Annotated in this window: 21 protein-coding genes; 18 read left to right on the top strand and 3 right to left on the bottom strand. The window is 63.3% G+C overall.

Annotated features, from left to right (window positions below; all coding sequences use genetic code 11):
* The first annotated feature begins 53 nt into the window (after positions 1-53).
* The 7 genes from JOH52_RS14630 to JOH52_RS14660 all read left to right on the top strand — a co-directional run bounded on the left by JOH52_RS14630 (position 54) and on the right by JOH52_RS14660 (position 8,071).
* A complete protein-coding gene (locus JOH52_RS14630) occupies positions 54-1,220 on the top strand; it encodes a transporter substrate-binding domain-containing protein (protein ID WP_010969594.1) in 1,167 nt (388 codons plus the stop codon).
* Positions 1,217-1,831: an ANTAR domain-containing response regulator gene (locus JOH52_RS14635; RefSeq protein WP_010969593.1), complete on the top strand. Its 615-nt coding sequence runs from the start codon at positions 1,217-1,219 to the stop codon at positions 1,829-1,831. Before JOH52_RS14630 ends, JOH52_RS14635 begins: the two co-directional genes overlap by 4 nt.
* A complete protein-coding gene (locus tag JOH52_RS14640; protein WP_010969592.1) occupies positions 1,812-2,708 on the top strand; it encodes an ABC transporter permease in 897 nt (298 codons plus the stop codon). Before JOH52_RS14635 ends, JOH52_RS14640 begins: the two co-directional genes overlap by 20 nt.
* Positions 2,708-3,628 carry an ABC transporter permease gene (locus JOH52_RS14645; protein ID WP_010969591.1) on the top strand — a complete coding sequence of 307 codons (921 nt, stop codon included), beginning with the start codon at positions 2,708-2,710 and terminating at the stop codon, positions 3,626-3,628. Before JOH52_RS14640 ends, JOH52_RS14645 begins: the two co-directional genes overlap by 1 nt.
* Before the next feature lie 41 nt (positions 3,629-3,669).
* A complete protein-coding gene (locus JOH52_RS14650; protein ID WP_010969590.1) occupies positions 3,670-5,286 on the top strand; it encodes an ABC transporter substrate-binding protein in 1,617 nt (538 codons plus the stop codon).
* Positions 5,276-6,220 (top strand): acetamidase/formamidase family protein, encoded by a 945-nt coding sequence (locus JOH52_RS14655; protein WP_003530745.1) that lies wholly within the window; start codon positions 5,276-5,278, stop codon positions 6,218-6,220. Before JOH52_RS14650 ends, JOH52_RS14655 begins: the two co-directional genes overlap by 11 nt.
* 69 nt (positions 6,221-6,289) lie before the next feature.
* On the top strand, positions 6,290-8,071 hold the full coding sequence (locus JOH52_RS14660; protein ID WP_010969588.1) for an ABC transporter ATP-binding protein: 1,782 nt from the start codon (positions 6,290-6,292) through the stop codon (positions 8,069-8,071).
* 25 nt (positions 8,072-8,096) lie between these two features.
* Here the strand turns inward: JOH52_RS14660 and JOH52_RS14665 are convergent, their stop codons facing one another.
* Positions 8,097-8,882, bottom strand: coding sequence for a TSUP family transporter (locus JOH52_RS14665; RefSeq protein WP_026029710.1), 786 nt, complete (start codon positions 8,880-8,882; stop codon positions 8,097-8,099).
* Positions 8,883-9,209: 327 nt separating this feature from the next.
* Between JOH52_RS14665 and JOH52_RS14670 the strand changes: the two genes are divergently transcribed.
* From JOH52_RS14670 to JOH52_RS14720, 11 genes are all read left to right on the top strand, one after another.
* Positions 9,210-9,638 carry a cobalamin biosynthesis protein gene (locus JOH52_RS14670; protein ID WP_010969586.1) on the top strand — a complete coding sequence of 143 codons (429 nt, stop codon included), beginning with the start codon at positions 9,210-9,212 and terminating at the stop codon, positions 9,636-9,638.
* 133 nt (positions 9,639-9,771) lie between these two features.
* On the top strand, positions 9,772-10,611 hold the full coding sequence (gene cobA / locus JOH52_RS14675) for a uroporphyrinogen-III C-methyltransferase (RefSeq protein ID WP_010969585.1): 840 nt from the start codon (positions 9,772-9,774) through the stop codon (positions 10,609-10,611).
* On the top strand, positions 10,608-11,897 hold the full coding sequence (locus tag JOH52_RS14680; protein ID WP_010969584.1) for a cobyrinic acid a,c-diamide synthase CobB: 1,290 nt from the start codon (positions 10,608-10,610) through the stop codon (positions 11,895-11,897). Before cobA ends, JOH52_RS14680 begins: the two co-directional genes overlap by 4 nt.
* Before the next feature lie 2 nt (positions 11,898-11,899).
* The gene (gene cobD / locus JOH52_RS14685) at positions 11,900-12,901 is read left to right on the top strand and encodes a threonine-phosphate decarboxylase CobD (RefSeq protein WP_010969583.1); all 1,002 of its coding nucleotides are present in this window, start codon (positions 11,900-11,902) and stop codon (positions 12,899-12,901) included.
* A complete protein-coding gene (gene cbiB, locus JOH52_RS14690) occupies positions 12,901-13,884 on the top strand; it encodes an adenosylcobinamide-phosphate synthase CbiB (protein ID WP_010969582.1) in 984 nt (327 codons plus the stop codon). The genes cobD and cbiB overlap by 1 nt, the downstream gene beginning before the upstream one ends.
* 150 nt (positions 13,885-14,034) lie before the next feature.
* Positions 14,035-14,322: an acyl carrier protein gene (locus JOH52_RS14695; protein ID WP_010969581.1), complete on the top strand. Its 288-nt coding sequence runs from the start codon at positions 14,035-14,037 to the stop codon at positions 14,320-14,322.
* 171 nt (positions 14,323-14,493) lie between these two features.
* Positions 14,494-14,970, top strand: a complete 477-nt coding sequence (locus JOH52_RS14700) for a 3-hydroxyacyl-ACP dehydratase FabZ family protein (RefSeq protein ID WP_013844588.1) — start codon at positions 14,494-14,496, stop codon at positions 14,968-14,970.
* A 2-nt stretch (positions 14,971-14,972) separates the two neighbouring features.
* Positions 14,973-16,175, top strand: a complete 1,203-nt coding sequence (locus JOH52_RS14705) for a beta-ketoacyl-ACP synthase (RefSeq protein WP_010969579.1) — start codon at positions 14,973-14,975, stop codon at positions 16,173-16,175.
* Between the two features lie 12 nt (positions 16,176-16,187).
* The gene (locus tag JOH52_RS14710) at positions 16,188-17,471 is read left to right on the top strand and encodes a beta-ketoacyl-ACP synthase (RefSeq protein ID WP_003530769.1); all 1,284 of its coding nucleotides are present in this window, start codon (positions 16,188-16,190) and stop codon (positions 17,469-17,471) included.
* 236 nt (positions 17,472-17,707) lie between these two features.
* Positions 17,708-18,736, top strand: coding sequence for a zinc-binding dehydrogenase (locus JOH52_RS14715; RefSeq protein WP_010969578.1), 1,029 nt, complete (start codon positions 17,708-17,710; stop codon positions 18,734-18,736).
* An 11-nt stretch (positions 18,737-18,747) separates the two neighbouring features.
* Positions 18,748-19,671 (top strand): lipid A biosynthesis lauroyl acyltransferase, encoded by a 924-nt coding sequence (locus tag JOH52_RS14720; RefSeq protein WP_013844587.1) that lies wholly within the window; start codon positions 18,748-18,750, stop codon positions 19,669-19,671.
* Between the two features lie 236 nt (positions 19,672-19,907).
* Here JOH52_RS14720 and JOH52_RS14725 read toward each other — a convergent pair whose 3' ends face one another.
* Positions 19,908-20,261 (bottom strand): VOC family protein, encoded by a 354-nt coding sequence (locus tag JOH52_RS14725; protein WP_010969576.1) that lies wholly within the window; start codon positions 20,259-20,261, stop codon positions 19,908-19,910.
* Positions 20,245-20,688: an SRPBCC family protein gene (locus JOH52_RS14730; protein WP_010969575.1), complete on the bottom strand. Its 444-nt coding sequence runs from the start codon at positions 20,686-20,688 to the stop codon at positions 20,245-20,247. Before JOH52_RS14730 ends, JOH52_RS14725 begins: the two co-directional genes overlap by 17 nt.
* Positions 20,689-20,748: the final 60 nt, after the last annotated feature.

Raw genomic sequence — 20,748 nt, forward strand, 5'->3', positions numbered from 1 at the left:
CCTCGAAGAGAAACTTTGTTTCTCTGCGGGGCCTTTTTGCATTTGAGGGGCGAATGACAGGCAACGTTACCTACCCGGTGGGAGTATTGTTCTCGCGGAGCGGCAGCTATGCGCAGCCGGCGGGCCAGGGCTTTGGCGGCGCGATGGCAGCGATCGAGCATGTCAATGCATCCCGGCGTTTCCCGTTCAGGCTCGAGGCCCATCATTTCGATCCCGCGGGCGAGGCGGATCGCTATGCACCGTTTTGCAGGCAACTGATCCGCGAGCACGGTGTGCGCCATGTGGTGGGCTGCACCACCTCCTGGAGCCGCAAGGAAGTGATTCCCGTGGTCGAGAAGCTCGACGCGCTGCTCTGGTATCCATGCGTCTATGAAGGTTTCGAGGTTTCCGAAAACCTTATCTACGTTGCCGCCTGTGCCAACCAGCACCTGGTGCCGCTTCTCGACTATATCGCGCCGCGCTTCGGCAGCAGGGCGATGCTTGTCGGCTCCAACTATATCTGGGGCTGGGAGACCAACCGGATCGCACGCGACATTCTCCATCGCTCGGGCGGCGAGATCCTGGGCGAGCGTTTCGTGTCGATGGGAGACACGGATATCGCCCATCTGATCGACGAGGTGCGCGAGAAGAAACCGGATTTTATCCTGAACAACCTGATCGGACCGTCGTCCTACGCTTTTCTGCGCGCACTTCAGGCTCTCGCTGAAGCAGATGATCGCTTCCATCCGGATAGATGCCCGGTCATCAGCTGCAATCTGTACGAGGGCGAGATCGCCGGGCTCGGACACGCCGCGGCGGGACATTTCACGGTCAGCTGCTATTTCCGCACGATCCAGTCGCCCGAAAACGACTCCTTCCTGAAGACACTTGCGGCGCTGGATCCGGGTGCCGTGGTCGATGCCTTCTATGTGCAGGCATTCAGTGCCGTGGTGATGATCGCCGAGGCGATCGCGCGCAGCGGCAGCGACGATGCGGATCTTGTACGCGCCGCCCTGTGCGGGCAGGCAGTCGACACGCCGCTCGGGGCCATCAGCGTCGATCGATGGACGAACCACGTGGAATTGCCTGCCCATATCGGCCGCGCGGGTGCGGATGGCAGTTTCGAGATCGTCAAGCGCTCGTATGAAGCCATCGCGCCGGATCCGTTCCTGACATCCACGCCGCTTGTCCGCCCGTTGGGGCGGGACGAGGGGCGGCCCGAACTGAAGGTGGTGAAATGAGTTCCGTTCATAACACCCCGAATTTCGATGGCTGGCGGGCGCTCATTCTGCACCGGCCGCATCAGAACGTCGACGCTCTCTTTGCCCAATGCGCCCGCATAGGCATTGCGGCGGAACAGGCCTGGCCGGATTTTCCCAGGGATCGATCTGCAGAGGAGTTCAACGTCCTCCTGATCGACGCAGATATGGGTCACGACGAGCAATTTCCCTGGCGTCAGGGGGAAGCCCCCTTGCCGATGATCGCACTGATCGGCTCCGAGGCACCCGGCCGCATCGCCTGGACTATCGCGCAAGGGGCCGACGCGCAGCTCCTGAAGCCCATCGGCAGCGCCGGGCTGTACAGTGCTCTGATGGTCGCAAGCCACAGTTTTGTCCGCCGCCGTGCGCTCGATCGTGACGTCGCCGCATTGAAGGATCGCCTCGCGCGACGCCAGGAACTTGCGGAGGCGACGGCACTGCTGATGCTCCGGAAGAACTGCGGGGCCAGCGAAGCCTACCAGCACCTGCGCCTGACCGCGATGTCGCGCAGCTGCAGCATCGAGGACGTCGCTGCGGCCATCGTCCAGGAATTCGAGAACCACGGATTGAAGAATGCCGACCATGGTCGCTGAAACGGCGCGCAGCAAAGAGAACAGGACACCGGGCGTGTGGACGCGCCTCCTGCACAGGCCGCTTGCGCTCATCGGTCTTGCGGTTATCATCGTGGTGGTGGGCGCAGCAGCGCTTGCGCCTTGGGTCGTGCCCTATGACCCGCACGAGCAGTTCTTCGAGGGTCTGACCATCGAAGGCGCGCCGCTGCCGCCCAACAGCCAGTTCTGGCTGGGTACCGACCTTGTCGGACGCGACCTCCTTAGCCGCCTGATCTACGGCGCGCGCACCTCGCTCGTCATCGGCGTGGTCGCCAATGGCATTGCCGTCGTCATCGGCTCGCTCGTCGGCATTGCAGCCGGCTATTTCCGGGGCTGGGTGGACACCGTGCTGATGCGCTTCACCGATCTGATGATGGCCTTTCCGGCACTTCTCCTTGCCATCGTTCTGGCTGCGATCTTCACGCCCAGCCTGTGGATCGTGGCGATGGTCATCGCCATGGTGAACTGGGTGCAGATCGCCCGCGTCGTCTATACCGAAACCCGCTCGATCGCCGAGCGCGATTTCGTGACTGCCGAGCGGGCCATGGGCGCCGGCGCCGGACGCATTCTCTTCCGTCACATCCTGCCGCATCTTCTGTCCACGATCATCGTCTGGGCGACGCTCGGCATTGCGACGACTGTACTACTGGAGGCGACGCTTTCATTCCTCGGTATCGGCGTGCAGCCGCCCATCCCGTCGTGGGGCAACATCATTTTCGAAAACCAGACCTATTTCACGTCGGCACCCTGGCTGGTGTTCATACCGGGTGCGGCGATCCTGGCGCTCGCGCTCGCCTTCAACCTGGTCGGCGATGCGCTGCGCGATGTTCTCGATCCGACGCAGCAGGGGAGGCATTGATGGCAGCCTATATCGCGCGGCGACTGCTTCAGACGGTCGTCATCCTGCTTGGCATCAGCTTCGTCACCTTCGTTCTGCTCTATCTGATACCGGCCGATCCGGCCAGACAGATCGCCGGCCGCAGCGCAACGGCTCAGACCGTGGAGAACATCCGCGAACAGCTCGGGCTCAACCTGCCCTTCTACGAGCAGTATCTGCGTTACGTCACGGGCCTGGTGCAGGGCGACTTCGGCCGCTCCTATCTGCAGAAGACGGAAGTCGCCACTTTGATCGCATCGCGCCTTCCGGCAAGCCTCGTGCTGATGGCCGGAGCCATCACTTGTGAACTGATCTTCGGGCTCACCATGGGCATCGTCGCGGCGCTCCGGCGCGGCTCACGCACCGACGATACGCTGATGATCGCGTCTTTCGTCGGGGTGTCGGCGCCGCAATTCGTGATCGGCATCCTGCTGCTTTACGTCTTCGCCGTGAAGCTCGGCTGGTTCCCGATTGGCGGCTACGGCACCTTCGCCCATCTGGTCCTGCCCTCCGTTACGCTCGGCTTCCTGGGCGCCGGTTGGTATTCGCGCATGATGCGTTCCTCGCTGATCGAAGTGATGCGCCAGGATTTCATCCGCACGGCGCGCGCAACCGGTGCCGGTCGCGCCAAGGTCCTGTTCCGGCACGCAATGCCCAACGCGATACTGCCCGTTATCGCGATGATCGGCATCGACATCGGTCTGTTCATGTCCGGCATCGTGGTGGTGGAAAGCGTCTTCGGCTGGCCCGGCATCGGCCAGCTGGCCTGGCAGGCGATCCAGCGGGTGGACATCCCGATCATCATGGGCGTCACGCTCGTCTCTGCGTTTGCAATCGTGCTCGGCAACCTGCTCGCCGACCTCATCACACCGCTTATCGACCCGCGCATCAAGCTGCGCTGACGCGGGAAGAAAAAACTGCAGCATCAAGAAAGGAACTTCAGATGAGGAACTTGCTACTGGCCGGCGTCTGCACCGCCGCACTCATGGGAAATCCCGCGCTTGCCGACGACATCAAGCAGGGTGGCGAAATGACCGTCACCTACAAGGACGACGTTTCGACCCTCGATCCGGCGATCGGCTACGACTGGCAGAACTGGTCGATGATCAAGTCGCTGTTCGACGGTCTGATGGATTATGTCCCGGGCACGACCGAGCTGCGTCCCGACCTTGCCGAATCCTACGAAATCTCGGAGGACGGCAAAATCTTCACGTTCAAGCTGCGCAAGGGCGTCAAGTTTCACAACGGCCGCGAGCTGACTGCCCAAGACGTGAAATATTCGATCGAGCGCGTGGTGAACCCGGCGACCCAGAGCCCGGGTGCCGGGTTCTTTGCAACGATCAAAGGGGTCGAAGAGGCCTCGGCCGGCAAGGGTGGCGAGCTATCCGGCATCACGGTGCAGGATCCGCACACGATCAGGTTCGAACTGACCCGCCCGGACGCCACTTTCCTCCACGTCATGGCGCTCAACTTTGCCCATGTCGTGCCGAAGGAGGAGGTCGAGAAACACGGCGCCGATTTCGGTAAGAATCCGGTCGGTTCCGGTGCCTTCAAGCTTGCCGAATGGACACTTGGGCAGCGTCTGGTGTTCGAACGCTTCACCGACTATTGGAACGAAGGGCTTCCGAAGCTGGACCGCATCACCTTCGAGGTTGGCCAGGAGCCGGTCGTTGCGCTTCTTCGCCTGCAGAACGGCGAAATCGACGTGCCCGGAGACGGCATTCCGCCGGCGAAGTTCGTCGAGGTGACGAACGACCCCAACTTCAAGGATCTGATCATCCGGGGCGGCCAGCTGCACACCGGCTATGTGACGATGAACGTCAAGATGGCTCCCTTCGACAAGGTCGAGGTGCGCAAGGCTGTGAACATGGCCATCAACAAGGATCGTATCCTGCGTATCATCAACGGTCGCGCGGTCGCTGCCAACCAGCCGCTGCCGCCCTCGATGCCCGGCTATGCAAAGGACTACGCAGGCTATGCCTACGATCCCGAAGGCGCCAAGAAGCTGCTCGAGCAGGCCGGCCTCGGCGACGGGTTCTCGACCGAACTCTATGTCATGAACACCGACCCGCAGCCGCGCATCGCCCAGGCGATCCAGCAGGATCTGAAGGCGATCGGCATCACGGCATCGATCAAGTCGCTCGCACAGGCCAATGTCATCGCGGCCGGCGGCGAGGAAAACCAGGCGCCGATGATCTGGTCGGGCGGCATGGCGTGGATTGCCGATTTCCCCGATCCGTCGAACTTCTACGGCCCCATTCTGGGTTGCGGCGGTGCCGTGCCGGGAGGCTGGAACTGGTCCTGGTACTGCAATGAAGAGCTCGACAAGAAGGCAGCCGAAGCCGACGCCATCGCCGACCCGGCAAAGGCCGCGGAGCGCGAGGCCCTGTGGCGCGACATCTATCTGAAGATCATGGAGGACGCGCCCTGGGCGCCGATCTTCAACGAGGAGCGCTTCACCATCCGCTCGGAGCGTATCGGCGGCGACGACAAGCTGTTTGTCGATCCGGTCCACATCCCCGTCCACTACGATCAGGTATATGCAAAAGATGTGCAGTAACTGCGACTACACCATCCACGGACGCCATCACCACTACGGCTGGGATCATTCGATCCCGCCGGTGGAAACCGTGGCGCCCGGATCGCGGCTCGAGTTCAATTGCCTGGACTCCGGTTCCGGTCATTTCACCGCCGACAGCACGGTTGCCGATGTCTCGACGGTCGATTTCACGAAGGTCAATCCGGTCACCGGTCCCATCTATGTCGATGGGGCCAAGCCGGGTGACGCCCTGAAGGTGACCATCGAGCACTTCAAGCCGAGCGGCTTTGGCTGGACGGCCAATATTCCGGGCTTCGGGCTCCTCGCCGACCAGTTCGCGGAGCCGGCGCTGACACTCTGGAAATATGATCCGGCTACGCTCGCTCCCGCAGCCTTTGGCGAGTTCGGCCGGGTTCCTCTGAAGCCCTTCGCCGGCACGATCGGGCTCGCGCCGGCAGAGCCGGGGCTGCATTCCGTGGTTCCGCCGCGGCGGGTAGGAGGCAATCTCGACATTCGCGACCTGGCGGCGGGCACAACCCTCTATCTGCCCGTCGAGGTGGAGGGCGCCCTGTTCTCCATCGGCGACACGCATGCGGCGCAGGGCGATGGCGAAGTCTGCGGCACGGCCATCGAAAGCGCGATGGACGTGGTCCTGAAGCTGGAACTGGTGAAGGACGCCAATCTCAGGATGCCGCGCTTTACCACGCCGGGCCCCGTCACACGGCATCTCGATGCCGAGGGCTATGAGGTCACGACCGGTATTGGAAGCGATCTGATGGAAGGTGCGCGGGCGGCCGTGTCCGGCATGATCGACCTTCTCTGTGCGACACGCGGCATGAAGCCGGAAGACGCCTACATGCTCTGCTCCGTCTGCGGCGACCTTCGCATCAGCGAGATCGTCGACCAGCCGAACTGGGTCGTGTCCTTCTATTTCCCGCGCATCGTCTTTGCGTGACGAACCGGTCCTGCCCCGCCTCGGCGGGACAGGACGTCCTTCCGATGACATTGCCAAGGCCTCTGCCTGATGACTTCCTCTCTGCTTTCCGTGAAGGATCTGACCGTCCAGGTGGCTACGCCGACCGGGCCGAAGGTCGTGGTGGAGCGTCTGTCCTTCGATCTTCTTCCCGGCAGGACGCTTTGTCTTGCAGGCGAGAGCGGATCGGGTAAATCGATGACCGCGCTTTCGCTGATGCAGTTGCTGCCGAAGCCGATGGCACGAATTGCGGGCGGCTCGGCCACTCTCGATGGCGAGGACATATTGGCGCTTCCGGAAGCACGCATGCGGCGGATTCGCGGGCGCAAGATCGGGATGATCTTCCAGGAGCCGATGACCTCGCTCAATCCGGTGATGACGGTCGGAAATCAGCTGATCGGGGCGATCACCGCCCACGGAAACACCAGTGGCCGGCGCGCCGCGCGGGCGCGGGCCGCCGAACTCCTGGACCAGGTTCAGATTCCGGAGCCGGAGCGGCGGCTCGGCCAATATCCGCACGAGCTCTCCGGCGGCTTGCGTCAGCGAATCGTCATCGCGATGGCGCTCGCGCAAAACCCGAAAATCCTGATCGCCGACGAGCCGACGACGGCGCTCGACGTAACGGTTCAGGCGCAGATCCTGGCCCTTATCCGCAAGCTGCAGGCCGATCACGGGATTTCGGTGATCATGATCACCCATGACATGGGCGTGGTCGCGGAAATGGCCGACGAGGTGCTGGTGATGAAGCATGGCCGTACCGTGGAGCACGCAACCAGCAGGGATCTTTTCGCGCATCCGCAGGATGCGTACACGAAGGAGCTCCTATCCGCCGTGCCGCGCCTTGGCGAAATGGCGGGAACGGAGACGCCGAAGCGTGCAGCGGGGAAGGCGGTCGAGGCAGGATCTGAGCCAGGCGCCGAACAGCCGATGCTCCAGGTCGAGAACCTCACGGTTCGTTTCGACATAAAGGGCGGCATCCTTCAGCGCCCGGTCAGGCGACTTCACGCGGTGGAGGGCATCTCTTTGTCCGTGCGCAGGGGTGAGACGCTGTCTCTCGTCGGAGAGTCCGGTTGCGGCAAGTCGACGACCGGCAAGGCGCTCTTGAACCTTGTCCCGTGGACGGGAGACATACGCGTCGACGGACGCTCCACGCGCGGCTTGCGAGGGAGCACGATGCGGCCCATCCTGCGTGACGTCCAGATGATCTTCCAGGACCCTTACGCATCGCTGGATCCGCGTATGCGGGTCGGCGATCTGGTGGCCGAGCCACTTGTGATCCACGGCCTTGCAAGCGGAAGCGAGCTGCGTGACCGGGTGGAGTATCTTTTCAAGCGGGTCGGATTGTCGCCCGAGCAGATGAAGCGTTACCCGCATGAGTTTTCGGGCGGTCAGCGGCAGCGCATCTGTATCGCGCGCGCCCTGTCTCTCTCACCGAAGCTCATCGTCGCAGATGAGTCCGTCGCGGCACTCGACGTGTCGATCCAGGCACAGGTGCTCGATCTCCTGCAGGACATCCAGGACGAGACCGGCGTCTCCTACCTGTTTATTTCGCACGACATGGCGGTCGTCGAGCAGATCAGCCACCGGGTAGCGGTCATGTACATGGGCCGCTTCGTCGAAATGGGCACGCGGCGGCAGATCTTCGAGAGTCCGCAGCATCCCTATACGAAGAAACTGATGGCAGCCGTTCCCGTGGCCGATCCGGGCCGAGTACGCCGGGATTTCGTGCCGAAAGCGGAAGACCTGCCGAGTCCTGTGCGCGCCCTGGATTATGCGCCATCCTTCCCGCCGCCATCGGATCTGGGCGGCGGACATCTCGTCTGGAACGGCTAATCCGTGGTCAGTTTGGTATTGTGGCCTACAGCCTCAGCCAGATACGCAGCGGATATTCCGGGTCGGCGAGCAGCCGGATGGCGAGCGCGATCGAAACGACGACCAGCAGAGGCTTGATGATCTTCGCGCCCTTTGCCATCGCATAGCGCGAGCCGACCTGCGCGCCGAGGAACTGGCCGACGCCCATCGTCAGGCCGATCTTCCAGAGCACGACGCCGCTGAGCAGGAAGACGAAAAATGCGCCGATATTGGAGCCGAAATTCAGGAATTTCGTGTGCGCCGTCGCCTTGAGGATGCCGTAGCCTGCAAGCGAGACGAAACCGAGCATGAAGAAGGAACCTGTGCCCGGACCGAAAACGCCGTCATAGAGGCCGATCAGGGGCACGAAGGTGATTGTGAACAGGAAAACCGACAGGCGCCGATGCTTGTCGAGGTCGCCGATATTCGGCTTGAAACCGAAGTAGAGCGCGATGCCGATCAACAGGAACGGCAGCACGGCCTCCAGAACGTCCGCGGGAACGACCGTCGCCAGCAATGCGCCCAATACCGCGCCTGCCGCCGACATCAGCGCCATCGGGAGTTGCTCTCGGAGGTTCACGTGGCCGTGCCGGGCATAGGCGATGCTCGCCGAACCGGAGCCGAAAAGCGACTGCAGCTTGTTGGTGCCGAGCGTCTCGAGCGGTGGAATCCCCGCGATCAGCATGGCCGGGATGGTGATCATCCCGCCGCCGCCGGCGATCGAATCGATGAAGCCGGCAAGGAATGCGGCCGCGAAAAGAAAGAGCAGTATGTGGAGGGCCAGGTCGTGCACTGGAGTCTCGAGCAAATAGGGCGGCGGGAACTGCTTCAGCCGCCTTGTGTCAGAGGTGACGCCGAAATGCAAAGAATTGTCTGAGGTCGATCCCGTGGCTGCACGGATTGCGACACGTGGATGGCGCAATCCGGTTTGACCGACCTGAAGCGCTCCGATAAAAATGACGATCATGCGACGGCGTCCGTTCAGGCGGACTGAAAGAGCGTCCGGTGCGGCCGACCCATGCAGGGGGCTTGATCCGGTGCTGTCCGGACCGGTACGTGGCATTTCGCCGGGCCGGCGCTTCGTATGGAACGCCGACGCCGCATGGGAGCCGCACCGCATATGCCTTCCGCCGAAGGACACATCACCGCCAAACTTGTGCTCGGCCTTGGCTGCGAGCGCAACACTGCGCCCGAAGAGGTTATCGCGCTTGCCGAACAGGCGCTTGCGGACGCCGGCGCTTCCGGCAAGGATGTCGGACTCGTCGCCTCTCTGGATGCGCGGACCGATGAGCCCGCGATCCATGCGGTCGCGCGGCACTTTTCGGTGCCCACGCATTTCTTCGACGCTGCCACGCTGGAGGCGCAATCGTCGCGTCTAAAAAATCCATCGAAGGTCGTCTTTGCCCATACGGGTTGCCACGGCGTCGCTGAGGGCGCGGCCTTGGCGGCCGCAGGGTGCGACGCGGTGCTGCTCGTGCCTAAGATCCGATCGGTGCGGGCGACGGCGGCAATCGCCGGACCGGCCGATTATGCAAGGGGAGCCATGTGATGGCCTCGGGCGAATTTTGCAGTTTCTTTGATGAGCCGATTCAATTATCTGCCATTGTTTCCTGCATAACGACTTCAAGTTTTTCCTCGGTTGGATCGGATGGAATGCCTTGCTTTGCCCGGAGTATCGACCGATGACCGACATGTTTGCTGGCCTGCCTGAACTCGAGCCGGGTTCGGTCTGGCTCGTCGGTGCGGGCCCGGGGGATCCCGGCCTTCTGACCCTACACGCAGCCAATGCGCTTCGCCAGGCGGATGTCATCGTTCACGATGCGCTGGTCAACGGTGATTGCCTCAAGCTCGCCAAAGCGAGTGCAGCACTCGAATTTGCGGGCAAACGCGGCGGCAAGCCTTCGCCGAAACAGCGCGACATCTCGCTGCGGCTCGTCGAACTGGCGCGTGAAGGGAAGAGGGTGCTGCGCCTCAAGGGTGGCGATCCCTTTGTCTTCGGCCGAGGCGGAGAGGAGGCGCTGACCCTGGTCGAGCACCGCATCCCGTTCCGCATCGTTCCCGGGATCACCGCGGGCATAGGCGGGCTTGCCTATGCCGGCATTCCGGTCACGCATCGGGAGGTCAACCACGCGGTGACTTTCCTTACCGGCCATGACTCTTCCGGCGTCGTGCCGGACAGGATCAATTGGGAAGGCATTGCCAAGGGCTCTCCGGTAATCGTCATGTACATGGCGATGAAGCATATCGGCCAGATCTCCGCCAATCTGATGGCCGCCGGCCGCTCGCCGGACGAGCCGGTGGCCTTCGTCTGCAATGCGGCGACACCGGAACAGGTGGTGCTGGAAACCACTCTTTCGTCCGCTGAAGCCGATGTGACCGCTTCTGGGCTCGAGCCGCCGGCAATCGTCGTCGTCGGCGAGGTCGTCCGGCTTCGCGCCTCGCTCGACTGGCTTGGCGCGCTCGATGGCCGGGCGCTCGCTCCCGATCCGTTTTCGAGCCGCATTCTCCGGAACCCGGCATGAATGGACTGATGATTGCAGCCCCGAGCTCCGGCTCGGGCAAGACCACGGTCACGCTCGGCCTGATGCGGGCATTGAGACGGCGCGGGCTCTCGATCGCGCCTGGAAAGGCGGGGCCGGACTATATCGACCCGGCTTTTCACACGGCTGCCAGCGGCAAACCCTGCTTCAATTATGACCCTTGGGCAATGCGCCCCGAGCTGCTCCTAGCCAATGCGGCGGCTGCGGCGGAAGACGGCTCGGTGCTGATCATGGAGGCGATGATGGGCCTCTTTGACGGTGCAGCGGACGGCACGGGCGCGCCGGCGGATCTCGCCGCAGCACTTGGACTTGCAGTGATCCTGGTCGTCGATTGCGCGCGCCTCTCCCATTCCGTGGCCGCCCTGGTCGGCGGCTATGCCCGTCACCGCGACGATGTCCGTGTCGCGGGCGTCATTCTGAACAGGGTCGGCAGCGACCGGCATGAGGGAATGCTGCGCGATGCGCTTGCCGGAATTGCGATGCCGGTCTTCGGCGTACTGCGACAGGACGCTGCACTGAAGCTGCCCGAACGCCACCTGGGCCTCGTACAGGCAGGCGAGCATGGATCGCTGGAAGCCTTCATCGATCACGCGGCAATGCGGGTCGCATCGGGTTGCGATCTCGAGGCGGTGCTTGCTGCGGCGACGCCGCTGACGGTGGGAGAGAGGGCCGGAACGCTAAAGCCGCTCGGCCAGCGGACAGCCGTCGCGCGCGACGTGGCCTTCGCCTTCTGCTACGAGCATCTTCTTTCGGGCTGGCGCGGGCAGGGGGCCGAAGTCACATTCTTCTCGCCTCTTGCGGACGAGGCGCCCGATCCGCGTGCCGATGCGGTCTATCTCCCCGGCGGTTATCCCGAGCTTCATGCGGAACAGCTCTCCAATGCTTCGAATTTCCGCGCGGCCATGCACAAGGCAGCTGGGGGCGGGGCGCGCGTTTTCGGGGAGTGCGGCGGCTACATGGTGCTCGGCGAGGGGCTTGTCGCGGCGGATGGCGGGCGCTACGAGATGCTCGGGCTTTTGCCGCTCGTCACGAGCTTCGCCGAACGCAAGCGGCATCTCGGCTACCGGCGCGTCACGCCGGTTGACGACGTGTTTTTCCGGGGACCGATGACGGCGCACGAATTTCACTATGCCACGATCGTTTCGGAGGGCGCGGCTGAGCCGCTCTTCACGGTACGTGACGCGGCAGGGCTCGATCTCGGCCGCGCCGGCCTCCGTCGCCGGAACGTTGCCGGCTCCTTCATGCATCTCATCGATTTCTCGGAATGATCATGGCCGCTCCCATCATTCATGGCGGCGGGATCACGGAAGCCGCAGCGCGCTTCGGGGGGACGCCCGAAGACTGGCTTGACCTCTCGACGGGGATCAACCCTTGTCCCGCCGCCCTGCCGGAAATCGACGCGCGCGTCTGGCACCGATTGCCGGATCGGCATGTGGAAGAGGCAGCGCGTGCGGCGGCCAGTCGCTACTATCGGACGGGCGAACTCATGCCATTGCCGGTGCCCGGAACACAGGCCGCCATTCAATTGCTCCCGCGGATCGCCGGCCAGAGAAAGCGCGTCGCCATATTCGCGCCGACCTATGGCGAATATGCGCGCGTACTGAAAGCCGCCGGCCTGGTCGTCGATTCGGTCACGTGCGCCGGTGATCTCCAGGCGGCGCACGGCCTGGCGGTCGTCGTCAATCCAAACAATCCGACCGGCCGGCGCTTTCCGCCGGAGGAAATCCTTGCAATGGCGGAGGCGATGCGGGCGCATGGCGGCCTGCTCGTGGTGGACGAGGCCTTCGGGGATCTGGAGCCGGACGCAAGCGTCGCCGGACACGTTGCGGCCAATGACAACCTCGTCGTTTTCCGTTCTTTCGGGAAATACTTCGGTCTTGCGGGTCTTCGGCTCGGCTTTGTAGTCGCGAGCCGGACGGTCGAGGACTCGTTTCGTGACTGGCTCGGCCCCTGGTCGGTCTCGGGTCCGGCACTTGCGATTTCGGCGAAGCTGATGGAAGGCGACACGCTGGGGATCAAGGTCGGCATCGCGGAACGCAAGGCCGCGCTCGACGCGGTGCTTTTCGGCGCCGGGCTCGATGTGGTCGGCGGCACCGGCCTCTTCACGCTCGTAGAACACGAACGGGCTTACGATCTTCACGCGGCGCTCTGCGAGGCGCATATCCTGACGCGAAAGTTCGACTACGATCCGCGCTGGCTGCGTATCGGATTGTCACCGAACGCGCAGGGCGACCGTCGTCTCGCCGAGGCTTTGAACCGGATGGGTGTGTAGTGTCGGCTGAAATACTTCTTATCCTTGTGATAGCGCTGCTGCTGGACCGCGTCCTCGGCGATCCGGACTGGCTCTGGTCGCGTCTGACGCATCCGGTGGTGTTCTTCGGCAAGGCGGTCGAATACGTGGACGAGGCGCTTAACCGCGGCGAATTCACCAAGGCCTGGCTGAAATTCCGCGGTGTCGTCGGCATACTGGTACTGCTCGCCGGAGCCACGGCCTTGGGTGTCGTGCTCGCTCGGCTTTTCGATGTGCTTGGCGCCCTCGGCTCTTTGCTCGAGGTTGTCACGGTGGCCGTCTTCCTCGCCCAGAAGAGCCTTGCAGATCACGTTTCCCGGGTCGCCGCCGGCCTGCGACGCGATGGACTTGCTGGCGGCCGCGAGGCGGTATCGATGATCGTTGGACGCGATCCGAACACACTCGACGAGCCGGCGGTCTGCCGCGCGGCTATCGAAAGCCTTGCTGAAAACTTTTCAGACGGCGTCGTCGCTCCCGCCTTCTGGTATGCGGTTGCCGGACTTCCCGGCCTTCTTGCCTACAAGATGCTGAACACGGCCGACTCGATGATCGGCCACAAGAGCCCGAAATATCTTCATTTCGGCTGGGCCTCGGCGCGGCTCGACGATCTGGCGAACCTGCCCGCGGCACGGCTCTCGGCCCTCCTGATCGCAGCCGGCGCCTATTTCAGGCGCGGTGCGGAAGCGGCGAAAACCGCAATCGAGGTGGCGCGGCGCGATCACGGACTTCACCGCTCGCCCAATTCCGGCTGGCCCGAAGCTGCGATGGCAGGCGCAACCGGCGTTCAGCTTGCAGGACCGAGAATCTATGGTGGTGTGAAGGTCGACGAGCCCATGATGAACGACGCCGGCCGTGCGGTTGCTGCCATCGAGGATATCGAGGCTGCGGTCACCGTCTTCTATGCGGCCTGTTCGGTGATGACCTTCGCCTTCGCGGCTGCTGCTTTGCCGCTTCTGCTTTTCTAGGTCCCGGATCACGAAGTAACCCCGCTCAGGGCCTACACGGTCGTCGTTGAGCAACACCTTCTCCAAATCGCGGTGGCAAAAGACCATGGGGCATTGGCTTTTGCGGTGCATTTTTCTATAGGGTTCGCCAAGACTCGAATTTTAAGAGGTATGCGCGTGACAGCTACATTCGACAAGGTTGCCGATATTATCGCGGAAACGAGCGAGATCGATCGCGAGACGATCAAGCCGGAAAGCCACACGATCGATGATCTCGGCATCGACAGCCTCGACTTTCTCGACATCGTTTTTGCGATCGACAAGGAATTCGGCATCAAGATTCCGCTGGAGCAGTGGACTCAGGAAGTCAACGAAGGCAAGGTCTCGACCGAGGAGTACTTCGTGCTGAAGAACCTTTGTGCCAAGATCGACGAGCTGCGGGCCGCAAAAGCGGGTTGAGGAAAGCCTGAAGCGGCTTTCCGCGTGGATCGCGCTTTCATCTGCGATCGGAGCTTGGCGATCATCGCTGACACGGATCGGCCCCTTTCCCGATGCCGCCTGTCGCGCCCCGCGCTTGACAGGCGGCATCGGCATTTTTACTTGAGCGCGAAACGAATGGGATGAGCCTGCATGCTCCTTGAATATTTCCAGATGATCGACCGGGTCGAAACCGTCGATCTGTCGGCCGGCCGTCTGGTGGCGCGCTCGGTCGTGCCGGAGAAGAGCCCGGTATTCGAGGGGCATTTCCCCGGCTACCCGCTGGTCCCGGGCGTGCTGCTGATCGAAACCATGGCGCAGGCTTCCGGCTTCCTGGTGCTGGCCGCGACGAAATTCGCCGCAATGCCGTTCCTGATGACGGTCGACGGTGCGAAGATGCGCAGCTTCGTCGAACCGAATGCCGAGCTCGAGATAGAGGCTCTGCTCGAGCACGAGGGATCCGGCTTTGCAGTGACGAAGGCCAGGATTGCGTCTGGCGGCAAGAAGATATGCGATGCTCAGCTGAAGCTGAGGACGATCCCGTTCGACCAGGTGCCGCTGGGCGAAATCGTGCGCAAGCGTGCGGAAGAACTGGGGCTCATGGCCGCGATGGCCGGTTCGGAGAAGTGAAGATGACGAAATCCGCGAACGATGTGGTGATCACCGGGGTAGGCATCGTGACGAGCCAGGGCGTCGGCGCCGAGCCTCATGTGGCGCTGCTCGGCGCGGCCAAGCCGCCTGGGGTTCGCATCGAAACGGAACGTTTCGCACCCTATCCGGTCCACCCGTTGCCGGAAATCGACTGGTCGCAGCAGATTCCGAAGCGCGGCGACCAGCGGCAGATGGAGAACTGGCAGCGTCTCGGCGTTTTCGCTGCCGGCCTGGCGCTCGACGACGCTGGTCTCAAGGACAGTCTCGAAGCCTGCGGCAGCATGGACATGATCGTCGCGGCCGGCGGCGGCGAGCGCGACATCAATGTCGACTCGCTCATCGTCGACGAGGCGCTGAAGCGCAACGACCGCGAACGGCTCTTGAACGAGAAGCTGACGACGGAGCTGCGCCCGACGCTGTTTCTGGCGCAGCTTTCCAACCTTCTCGCCGGCAACATCTCCATCGTGCACAAGGTCACGGGTTCGTCGCGCACTTTCATGGGCGAAGAGGCGGCCGGCATTTCCGCGATCGAGACGGCCTTTGCCCGCATCAAGGCCGGTCAGTCGAGCCACACGCTGGTCGGCGGTGCATTTTCGGCCGAGCGTCTCGACATCGTCCTGATGATCGAGGCGATCCAGGGCCATGCGCTCGGTGAGTGGCATCCGATCTGGTCCCGCAAGCCCGAGGACGGGGGCGGCATGATCCTCGGTTCCGTTGGCGCCTTCCTGGTTCTGGAGTCGCGCGAATATGCCGAGTCACGCGGCGCCCGCATCTATGCGGCGATCGATGCGATCGGCGGCGACCGCGGCGGCCGCGAGGACGGGCGGCTCGAAGCGCGCCTCAGATATCTATCGAAGCCGGCCCTCGAGCTCGATCCGCAGTCGACCGTCGTCTTTTCCGGCACCTCGGGCTTCCATGACCTTGCCGGACGGGAAAAGGCGTTTCTCGAAACCGAACTCGCCGGCCGGCCGGTCCGTGCCTATGGCGGGCTCGTCGGTCACGGCATCGAGGCGCAGTTTCCGGTCGGCATGGTCCTTGCCGCGCTCTCGCTCGGACACGCAGCCAAGGTTCCACCTTTCGACCCCGCCGCCGAAGCCCCGATGCTGGCCCCGGCAAGGGCGGCGGTCGTCACCACCATCGGCCACTCCCGTGGCGAAGGCGTCGCCGTGCTTGCCGCGGAATAAGGAGCTCGAACTATGAGCAAGGCTTATAAGGACCACCTCGGCCGTCCGATCGTTGCCGTCACCGGCATGGGCGTCATCACCTCGCTCGGGCAGGGGCTCGACGACAACTGGGCGGCGCTCACCGGGGGCGTATCGGGCATTCACAAGATCACCCGGTTCCCGACCGATGCTCTTTCGACCCGCATCAGCGGCACGGTCGACTTCATCGAGATTCCTGCGGAGAATGCCGTCGAGCGTTCCTATGCGATGGCGCGCGAAACGACGCTGGAGGCCCTGGCTCAGGCCGGCCTTTCCGGCGATTTCAACGGCCCGCTCTTCCTGGCGGCCCCGCCGATCGAGCCCGAATGGAATGCCCGTTTCGAGCTTGCCGACCGCTCGCCGCCGTCGAGCCAGCCGGGCGACGCCTATAATCGGTTCCTCGCGGCAATGCGGCAGAAGGCGGATCCGACCTTCCACGAGGCCGTGCTATTCGGCTCGATCTCGGAGCGTCTTGCGGACCGCTTCGGTACGCGCGGCCTTCCGGTGACGCTTTCGACGGCTTGCGCATCCGGGGCGACCGCCATACAGCTCGGCGTCGAAGCCATCCGCCAGGGCAGGACCGACAGGGCGCTCACGGTTGCGACGGACGGCTCGGTCAGTGCCGAGGCCCTCATCCGCTTCTCGCTGCTCTCGGCGCTCTCCACACAGAACGAGCCGCCGGAAAAGGCTTCGAAGCCCTTCACCAAGGATCGCGACGGTTTCGTGATTGCGGAAGGCGCCGCGACGCTGGTGCTCGAATCGCTGGAAGCGGCGGTCGCTCGCGGCGCCCGCATCTACGGCATTCTCAAGGGCTGCGGCGAAAAGGCCGACCTCTTCCACCGCACCCGTTCCTCCCCCGATGGCGGACCGGCGATCGCGACGATCCGCGCGGCACTTGCGGATGCGGGCATCGACGAAGCCGGGATCGGCTACATCAATGCCCATGGCACCTCCACGCCCGAAAACGACAAGATGGAGTATCTGTCGATGTCCGCGGTCTTCGGCGAGCGGTTGCCGTCGATCCCGGTCTCATCCAACAAGTCGATGATCGGTCACACGCTGACGGCAGCCGGTGCGGTCGAAGCGGTCTTCTCGCTCCAGACGATGCTCAGCGGCACGCTGCCGCCGACGATCAACTACCAGAACCCCGACCCGGCGATCGTTCTCGATGTCGTGCCGAACGTGAAGCGCAGCCAGCAGGTGACTGCAGTGCTGTCGAACTCCTTCGGCTTCGGCGGCCAGAACGCCAGCCTTGTCATGACCGCCGAGCCGGCCTGAGTGGAAGAAAAAGGCCCCCTCTGGCCTGCCGGCCATCTCCCCCACAAGGGGGGAGAAAGGTGCGGTTGGCCTCTCGCTTCGCTCCAAGCGTCGCAACAAGATGAGCCTTGATTGGAAGGCGAAAGGCATGCCACGCCTACTCTCCCCCTTGTGGGGGAGATGGCTGGCAGGCCAGAGGGGGTCTATCCCTTCCGCGCAACTCTCGCGCGACAACGACATATGCAAAGGAAAAGACCATGCGCGCCCTGCAATTGCTCGATGACCGCAAGCTTGAAATCACCGATGTGCCGGAGCCGGAGGCGCCCGGTCCTGGCGAGGTGACGCTGCGGGTCAAGGCGGTCGCGCTCAATCATATCGACGTCTGGGGCTGGCGCGGCATGGCTTTCGCCAAGCGCAAGATGCCGCTCGTCATCGGCGCGGAAGCCTCCGGCGTCGTGGAGAGCATCGGCCCGGGCGTCGCCAATGTGCTCCCCGGCCAGCTCGTCTCGATCTACGGTGCGCGTACCTGCGGCCTCTGCCGCCCGTGCCGCGAGGGGCGCGACAATCTCTGCGAACATGTCGGGGGCGTCCATGGCTTCCATCTGGACGGCTTCGCGCAGGAGAAGGTCAACCTTCCGGCGCGCCTGTTGGTGCCTGCACCCCCCGGCGTCGACGAAATCGGCGCGGCGCTGGCGCCGGTCACCTTCGGTACCGTCGAGCACATGTTGTTCGACAACGCCAAGCTCGAACCCGGCGAGACGATCCTCGTCCATGCCGGCGGATCCGGTATCGGCACGGCCGCGATCCAGCTCGCCAAGAAGATCGGTTGCACGGTCATCACCACAGTCGGATCGGACGACAAGATCGACAGGGCGAAGGCGCTCGGTGCCGACCACGTCATCAACTACCGGATCGATCGTTTCGAAGGCGTGGTGCGGAAGCTGACGAAGAAAAAGGGCGTCGATGTCGTCTTCGAACATGTCGGGAAGGATACCTGGGCGGGCTCGATGCTGTCGATGAAGCGTGGTGGACGCCTCGTCACCTGCGGCTCGACTTCCGGTGTCTCGACCGACATGAATCTGATGATGCTGTTCCAGCAGCAGCTGAAACTGCTCGGCTCCTTCGGCTGCCGAATGGAGAACATGGCGAACGCCATGCAGAAGATGGGGCGCGGGCTCATTCACCCGGTGATCGACACCGAGGTGGGGCTCAACGATATCGACCGCGCGCTGGAGCGTATGGAGTCGCGCCAGATCTTCGGCAAGATCGTGTTGCGGATGGATTGATCTTCGTGCGGATGCTGATCACACGGCTGGTGCTTGCTGCGGATCGCTTCCGTCAATGGTCGATCGCGCAGTTCGTCCTGCTGCTTCTCACGATACTCAAGCTTTTCCCCGCGGACATGGCCATCAACTTCATGGATCGCGTTGCCCGCTGGATCGGGCCGAAGACTGGTCGTCACAAGCTGACGCTGATCAATCTGCGCAATGCCTTTCCCGAGAAGAGCGATGCCGAGATCGAGGCGATCGCGCTCGAGAGCTGGGGCAATATGGGGCGGCTCGCCGCCGAATACGTGTTCCTCGATCAGCTCTTCGACTTCGATCCGGCGCGCGCGGAGCCGGGCAGGGTGGAGGTTTCGGGCATCCCGCTCTTCCTGGAACTGCGGGACAATCCACGGCCGTTCATCGTCTTCACGGCCCATAGCGGCAATTTCGAGATGCTGCCGGTTGCCGGCTCGGCCTTCGGCCTCGACGTGACGGTGCTCTTCCGGCCGCCGAACAATCCCTATCTCGCCGACCGGGTATTCGAATTCCGCAAGGAGCGCATGGGCAACCTCGTGCCGTCGCATGCCGGCTCCTCTTTCGCCCTTGCCAGGCAGCTCGAACGCGGCGGCGGCGTCGGCGTGCTCGTCGACCAGAAGTTCCGTAAGGGCCTGAAGACGAAATTCTTCGCGCAGGACGTGCAGACGAATCCGCTGCTTGCCAAGCTCGTCCGCCAGTTCAATTGCGAGGTCTATCCCGCCCGCTGCATTCGCCTGCCCGGCAACCGCTTCCGGCTGGAGCTCGAGCCGGCGGTCGAGATCCCCCGCAGGGCCGATGGCAGCGTCGATGTCACGGCAACGGCGCAGATGCTGAACGACAAGGTCGAGAGCTGGGTTCGCGAATATCCGGGCCAGTGGCTCTGGTATCATGACCGCTGGCACATCAAGCGGTCTCTTTGAGCCGGTCTCCTGACGCACATCTTTTCCCCTCGTAAACCGCCGTCTCCTCAAATCGGTGCCGATTCAGGGATTGTCTGGAGTGCGCCGGGCATGCGCGAAGGGAATCGTGACAGCGTCCGCCGAAAGGAGGAAACGAGATGTCACAGGAGTGGCCCATGTTCATCCTGCAGTGCATCGTCGTCTTCGGGCTCGTCGGCGCGCTGTTCATCCGCTTCGGCGAATGAACAGGCGTACGGCTACTGCGCGGACCACACCGCCAGCTCATAGCCATCGGGGTCGGCAAAATGGAACCGCCGGCCGCCCGGGAAGGTGAAGATAGGCTTGACGATCTTGCCGCCTGCGGCTTCGACCCGTCGCTGAGCGTCCTCGATCTGGTCGGCATAGATGATGACGAGCGGACCGCCGCTGCGGACCGGGCCGAGTGTCGTGAAACCGCCGGTCAATCGCCCATCGGCGAACTCGCAATATTCCGGGCCGTAATCCGTGAAGGTCCAGCCGAAAGCGCTCCCGTAGAAGGCCTTGCTTGCGGCGATATCCGTCACGTTGAATTCGACATAGTCGATACGTTTGTCGTTACCTTTGCTGGCCATTATCTTTGCCGCTTTCCTGATTGTGGTTACCGGTTTCCAGGATGGATTTGAGCGCGGCAAGGTCCTTTTCGACCCAGGCCGCGTCCTCGGCGAATTGCGCATCGGTCATGCCGGGCTGCCTGAGCAGGGTGAACATGACTTCCGCACCGTCGCCGTTCGGCACGACGCGAAGCGCATTGTGGACGCGCGCGCCGTTATCGAGTGTCACCAGGTGATCCACCACACCGAATTCGTTATCGGCAACGAAGCGGACGCGGGCATTTCCGAGGGGGCCGGGTGCGATCCACTCGTCGCCGTCGCGCGTGAGCCCGGAGGAGAGACCGGTCGCCCAGAGCGGCATCTTCTCGTGGTCGGCCATGAAGGCATAGACCTCGCGCCAGTCGCGCTCGATCGAGGTGTGAATGATCCGGGCCGTCATCGTCGCCATGTGTTTCTCCGTCGAGGGGATTTATAGCATTGCGCCAAGCAATGGTCTTGAACGAAACGG

It is taken from the genome of Sinorhizobium meliloti (genome assembly GCF_017876815.1).
In the GTDB taxonomy this organism is placed as follows: domain Bacteria; phylum Pseudomonadota; class Alphaproteobacteria; order Rhizobiales; family Rhizobiaceae; genus Sinorhizobium; species Sinorhizobium meliloti.